Annotated in this window: 5 protein-coding genes and 1 pseudogene; 3 read left to right on the top strand and 3 right to left on the bottom strand. The window is 73.3% G+C overall.

Translation table 11 applies throughout. From position 1 onward, the window contains the following. The first annotated feature begins 47 nt into the window (after positions 1 to 47). Positions 48 to 1043, top strand: a complete 996-nt coding sequence (locus tag K6I33_RS30605; RefSeq protein ID WP_229357802.1) for an ABC transporter substrate-binding protein — start codon at positions 48 to 50, stop codon at positions 1041 to 1043. A 70-nt stretch (positions 1044 to 1113) separates the two neighbouring features. Beyond that, positions 1114 to 1956 carry a siderophore-interacting protein gene (locus tag K6I33_RS30600; RefSeq protein WP_229357800.1) on the top strand — a complete coding sequence of 281 codons (843 nt, stop codon included), beginning with the start codon at positions 1114 to 1116 and terminating at the stop codon, positions 1954 to 1956. A gap of 48 nt (positions 1957 to 2004) precedes the next feature. On the opposite strand, the gene K6I33_RS30595 is transcribed toward K6I33_RS30600, so the two are convergent. Then, complete coding sequence (locus tag K6I33_RS30595) at positions 2005 to 3051, bottom strand: HAD-IIA family hydrolase (RefSeq protein ID WP_229357799.1); 1047 nt, start codon at positions 3049 to 3051, stop codon at positions 2005 to 2007. Between the two features lie 76 nt (positions 3052 to 3127). Between K6I33_RS30595 and K6I33_RS30590 the strand changes: the two genes are divergently transcribed. Beyond that, positions 3128 to 4426 (top strand): DUF1015 family protein, encoded by a 1299-nt coding sequence (locus K6I33_RS30590; protein ID WP_229357798.1) that lies wholly within the window; start codon positions 3128 to 3130, stop codon positions 4424 to 4426. Between the two features lie 109 nt (positions 4427 to 4535). Here the strand turns inward: K6I33_RS30590 and K6I33_RS30585 are convergent, their stop codons facing one another. After that, positions 4536 to 5360, bottom strand: a complete 825-nt coding sequence (locus K6I33_RS30585) for a hypothetical protein (RefSeq protein ID WP_229357801.1) — start codon at positions 5358 to 5360, stop codon at positions 4536 to 4538. A 50-nt stretch (positions 5361 to 5410) separates the two neighbouring features. Beyond that, positions 5411 to 5767, bottom strand: a pseudogene (locus K6I33_RS30580) (hypothetical protein); the annotation flags it as partial.

The raw sequence follows: 5767 nt of genomic DNA, 5'->3' as shown, positions 1-5767 counted from the left end.
TCCCCCACCTCTCCCGTCTCTCCCGCTCCCGTCTCTCCCGCCGAGGCCTGCTGACCGCCGGTGGCGCCCTCGGCCTCGGTGCCCTCGTCACCGCCTGCGGGGGTGGCGGATCGTCGGACTCCGCCGAGGGCGCCGGACAGGGCGGCGGCAAGAAGGGCCCCTGGACCTTCAAGGACGACCGCGGACAGACCGTCAGGAAGGACCGGACGCCGAAGCGGATCGTCGCCTTCACCGGCACCGCGGCCGCCCTCCACGACTTCGGCGTCGAATGCGTCGGCGTCTTCGGCCCCACCAAGCTCAAGGACGGCAAGCCCGACCCGCAGGCCGGCGACCTCGACGTCGACAAGCTCACGATCCTCGGCAACGCGTGGGGCGAGTTCAACGTCGAGAAGTACGCGGGGCTCAACCCCGACCTGCTCGTCACCAACATGTACGAGCCGGACGCCCTCTGGTACGTGCCCGACGACAGCAAGAAGAAGATCCTGGCCCTCGCCCCCGGCGTGGCCCTCACCGCCTCCCGCGTCCCCATGCTGGAGACCGTCAAGCGCTACGCGGCCCTGGCGGAGTCCCTCGGCGCCGACCTCAAGGCGCGGCGGGTCACGGACGCCAAGGCCCGCTTCGAGAAGGCCGCCGAGACCCTGCGCAAGGCCGCCAAGGGCAACCCGGTCAAGGTCATGGCCGCCTCCGGCAGCGCCGACCTGTTCTACGTCTCCAACCCGGCTGTCAACGCCGACCTCATGTACTTCCGCGAGCTCGGCGTCGACTTCGTCGTCCCCGAGAAGACCGACCAGGGCGGCTACTTCGAGAGCCTCAGCTGGGAGAACGCCGACAAGTACAAGGCCGACGTGATCCTGCTGGACAGCCGCACCTCCGCCCTCCAGCCCAAGGACCTGGCCGCCAAGCCCACCTGGGAACGGCTCCCCGCCGTCAAGGCCGGCCAGGTCACCCCCTGGCTCAGCGAACCCCGCTTCTCCTACGCCGGCTGCGCGCCGCTCCTCGAAGGCCTCGCCGCGGCCGTCGAGAAGGCCAAGAAGACCTCCTGACCCACACGACCTCACTGACCCACACGCCCCGCCGACCCACACGACCCGCAGAAAGGGACGATCCCCCGCGATGAGCGACGCCGCCCCTCCCCCGCCCTACCGCTGGTTCGACCTCCACGTCATACGGACCGAGCGGGTCAGCCCCTCCCTCGTCCGCGTCACCCTGGGCGGGGACCGCCTCGGCGACATGGTCACCGGCGGCCGCGACCAGCGCTTCAAGCTCTTCCTGCCACAGCCCGGCCAGGACGCCCCCGTCCTGCCGGACGACCTGGGCACCGGCTGGTACGCGGAGTGGCGCCGCCAGGACCCGGCCGTCCGGGCCGTCATGCGCTCGTACACCGTGCGCGAACTGCGCCACGACCCGGACGAGCTCGACGTCGACTTCGTCCAGCACGGGGAGGACGACGGGCACGGCGGGCCCGCCTCGCAGTGGTCCCGCACCGCCCGCCCCGGCGACCGCGTGACCGTCCTCGGCCCGGTGGCCGAGGAGAACGGCGGCGTCGACTTCCAGCCGCCGGCCGGCACGGACTGGGTCCTGGTCACCGCCGACGAATCCGCGCTGCCCGCGGCCGCGGGCATCCTCGCCTGGCTCCCGGCGGGCACCCCGGCCCGCGTCTGGATCGAGGTCGACCACCCGGACGACGTCCAGGACCTCAAGACCGAGGCCGACGCGGACATCACCTGGCTGATCCGCGGCACCCGCCGCGAGGCGCCCACCGTGGACGCCGTCCGCGCCGCGGACCTGCCGCCCGGCACCCCCTACGCCTGGATCGCCGGCGAATCCGGCACCGTCCGCACCCTGCGCCGCCACCTCGTGGGCGACCGCGGCTTCGACCGCCGCGCCATCACGTTCACCGGCTACTGGCGCCGCGGCGCCACGGAGGAAGACCTCCTGGCGGAGCTCACGGGCTGAGCCCGGGGGGCCCGGCGGTGCCGAACCCGCCGGGCCCGCCCGGCCGCGCTACCAGCCCAGCCGCGCCAGCGCCTTCCCCGCGTCGAGGGCGCAGGCCCCCTCCCCCGCCGCCGTCCACGCGGCAGCGCACAGCGCCAGCAGCGCGTCGATCCGCTCGCCGCCGTCGCCGCCGCCCTCACCGTCGAGCACGAGCTCGCCGTCCTCCACCGAGGCGGTCCACCCACCACAGCGGAACCCCTCATCCGCGGAGCCAGAAACCGAAGGCTGCGGCTGCAGCAACCCCCGAAGATCCTCCGCCACGAACGTCGGCCGGTGCTCCGGCCGCGCCGCGAGAAGCCGCGCCGGCGTCGTGACCCCGGTCAGCACGAGCAGCGAGTCCACACCCCCGGCGAAGGCGCCCTCGATGTCCGTGTCGAGCCGGTCGCCGACCACCAGCGGCCGCTCCGCCCCGGTCCGCAGGATCGTCTCGCGGTGCATCGGCGGCTGCGGCTTCCCCGCCACCTGCGGCTCCGCCCCCGTGGCTATCTTCACGACCTCCACCGCGGAGCCGTTCCCCGGCGCGATACCGCGCGCGCTCGGAATGGTCAGATCCGTGTTCGAGGCGAACCACGGCAGCCCCCGCGCCACCGCGTACGACGCCTCCATCAGCCGCGACCACGGCATGTCCGGCCCGCCGTACCCCTGCACAACGGCCGCCGGATCGTCGTCCAGCGACTCCACCGGCACCAGCCCGCGCTCCCGCAGCGCGACCCACAGCCCCGCCGAGCCGATCACCAACACCCGTGCCCCGGACGGCAGCTGATCGGACATCAGCCGCGCCACCGCCTGCGCCGAGGTGATCACATCACCCGGCTCCGCCGGAATGCCCAGCTCCGTCAGATGCCCGGCCACGGTCTCCGGCGTCCGCGCCGCGTTGTTCGTCACGTACGCGAGGTGCATCCCGCCGTCCCGCGCCGTGCCGAGCGACTCCACCGCGTGCGCGATCGCCTCGCCCCCGGCGTAGACCACGCCGTCGAGGTCCAGCAGGGCCGTGTCATAGGCCGTGCTCAGCGGCCGCTCGCTGCCGTCGGGCCGGGTCCGGACGCTGTCGTTCATTCTGTGATCGCTCCTCTGTGCTGCATGTCTCTTCCCGGATCATTGCCGATCCGGCCCTGGGACATAACATTTCACAATGAGCACTCCAGGCCACGGCACCGGCGAATCCGCAGGACGCGGGCTACGGCTCGCTCCCTTCCGAGGACTGCGCTACGTTCCCGAAAGGGTGGGCAGTCTCGCGGCGGTCACCTCCCCGCCGTACGACGTCGTGGTCCGCCCCGACGGCCTGCGCCACCTGGAGACCGCCGACCCGTACAACATCGTCCGGCTCATCCTCCCCCAGGCCGCCACCGCCGCCGACCGGCACCGCCAGGCCGCGGAGACCCTGCGCCGCTGGCAGGACGAACGGGTGCTCGCCCCCGACCCCGAGCCCGCGCTCTACGTCTACGAGCAGCGCGGCGAGGGCATACTCCAGCGCGGCCTCATCGGCGCCCTGCGGCTCACCCCGCGCGAGGAAGGCGTCGTCCTCCCCCACGAGGACGTCATGCCGCACATCGTCGAGGACCGCGCCGCGCTGATGCGCGACACCGCCGCCAACCTGGAGCCCCTGCTCTTCTCCTACCGCGGCGACGGCGACGGCGACGAGGGCGCGGCGGCCGTCATCGAGCGGGTGATCCTCACGGACCCCCTGTTCTCCACCACGACGGACGACGGCTTCGCCCACCGCCTGTGGTCGATCACCGACGCCCAGGACCTCGCCCTGATCGACGAGGACCTCTCCCGCCGGCACGCCCTCATCGCCGACGGCCACCACCGCTGGGCCACCTACCTGCGGCTGCGCTCCGAGCAACCCGCTCCCGGCCCCTGGGACTTCGGCCTCGTCCTCCTCGTGGACACCGCCCGCTACCCCCTGCGCGTACGGGCCATCCACCGGCTGCTGCACAAGCTCCCCGTCCGCACCGCCCTGGAGGCGCTGGGCGACTCCTTCCGGGTCCGTACGATCGACGGCCCGCTGGAGGAGGGCCTGGACGCCCTCGCGGAGGCCGCCGCCGGGCCGGGCAACGCCTTCCTCCTGGCCGGCGACGGCCGCTTCCACCTCCTGGACCGCCCGGACCCGGCCCTGCTGGCCCGGACCGTCCCCGCCGACCGGCCCCGGGCCTGGCGCGAGCTGGACGCGACGGTGCTCCACTCGCTGCTGCTGGAGCACATCTGGAACGTGCCGGACGACCCGGAGCACATCGGCTACATCCACGACACGACGGCAGCCGTCCGGCAGGCCGTGCGCCACGAGGGGACGGCCGTGCTGATGCACCCCGTCCACGAGGACGTCGTGCGCGAGCTCGCCGAACAGGGCGTGACGATGCCGCGCAAGTCGACGTCGTTCGGCCCCAAGCCGGCGACGGGTCTGGTGCTGCGGAGCCTGGCCCTGAGCTGAGCCCTGAGCTGAGCGGACCACACGGCGGACGCCGGATACGCGCCGGATACGCGTGGAGGGCGGCACCCCGGAACCGGGGTGCCGCCCTCCTTGTCGATCACGTCAGTGATCAGCCCTTGCTGCCGGACTCCTCGTCCTTGGCCTCGGCGGGCTCGGCCGCCTTCTCCTCGGCCTCGGCCTCGGCCTTGACCTCATCCTCGGCCGTGGCCGCGGCCTCGGGCTGCGGCTCGGCGTCCTCGGCCGTCTCGGACTCGGCCTTGTCCTCGGTGCCCTTCTCGGCGGACTCGTCGGCCGAGTCCTCCTCGAGCGCGTCCGTGAACTCCAGGCCGTCCAGCTCGGCGAGCCGGTCGGAGGCGTTGGTCATGCCGCCCTGGTCCGCCTCGAGAGCCTTGGCGAACCACTCACGGGCCTCGTTCTCACGGCCGACCTCGAGCAGCGCGTCGGCGTACGCGTAGCGCAGGCGCGCGGTCCAGGGCTGGACGGAGTTCGACGCCAGCTCGGGGCTCTGGAGCGTGACCACGGCGGCCTCGGCCTGGCCCATGTCCTTGCGGGCGCCGGCGGCGACCAGACGCATCTCGACCTGGCCCGCCTTGTCCAGCCTCTGCACCTCGGGCTCACCGGCCATGGCCAGGGCACGCTCCGGGCGGCCCATGCCGCGCTCGCAGTCGGCCATGATCGGCCACAGCTCGACCGAACCGGTCATCCGGCGCGCGGCGCGGAACTCGGCGAGGGCCTCGGAGTACTTGCCGGTCGCGTACGACGCGAAGCCGGCGGCCTCGCGCACGGCGGCGACACGGGAGGCGAGCCGCAGGGCGACGCGCGAGTACTCGTACGCCTGCTCCGGCTCCTCGTCCAGCAGGTTCGCGACCATGACGAGGTTCCGGGCGACGTCGAGGGCGAGCGTCTTGGGCAGGCTCATCAGCTCCTGCCGCACGTCGGCGTCGATCTCGTCGCCGGTCACGTCCTCCGGGATCGGCAGCCGCTTCACCGGCTCGCGGTCACCGCGGTCGCGGTCCCGGTCGTCACGGCGGCCGTAGCCACCGGAACGCTCGTCGCGGCCACGGTAGCCGCCGCCCTGGCGGTCGTCGCGGAAGGAACGACGGGGGCCGCGGTCGTCGCGACGGTCGTCGCGACGGAAGCCACCACGGTCGTCATCACGACGAGGGCCACGGTCGTCACGGCGGTCGTCGCGGCGGAAGGACGGACGCTCGTCACGGCGGAAGCCGCCGCGGTCGTCATCACGACGGGGGCCACGGTCATCGCGGCGGTCGTCGCGACGGAAGGACGGACGCTCGTCACGACGCTCGTCACGGCGGAAGCCACCACGGTCGTCATCACGGC

The sequence above is a fragment of the Streptomyces sp. UNOB3_S3 genome (genome assembly GCF_020740895.1).
GTDB lineage: Bacteria > Actinomycetota > Actinomycetes > Streptomycetales > Streptomycetaceae > Streptomyces.
This window is presented reverse-complemented; position numbering and strand designations above follow the sequence as displayed.

Excerpts from the sequence above, each read along its gene's own strand:
- K6I33_RS30590 (WP_229357798.1), top strand. The coding sequence starts at position 3,128 with ATGAGCACTCCAGGCCACGGCACCGGCGAATCCGCAGGACGCGGGCTA.
- K6I33_RS30595 (WP_229357799.1), bottom strand. The coding sequence starts at position 3,051 with ATGAACGACAGCGTCCGGACCCGGCCCGACGGCAGCGAGCGGCCGCTG.
- K6I33_RS30600 (WP_229357800.1), top strand. The coding sequence starts at position 1,114 with ATGAGCGACGCCGCCCCTCCCCCGCCCTACCGCTGGTTCGACCTCCAC.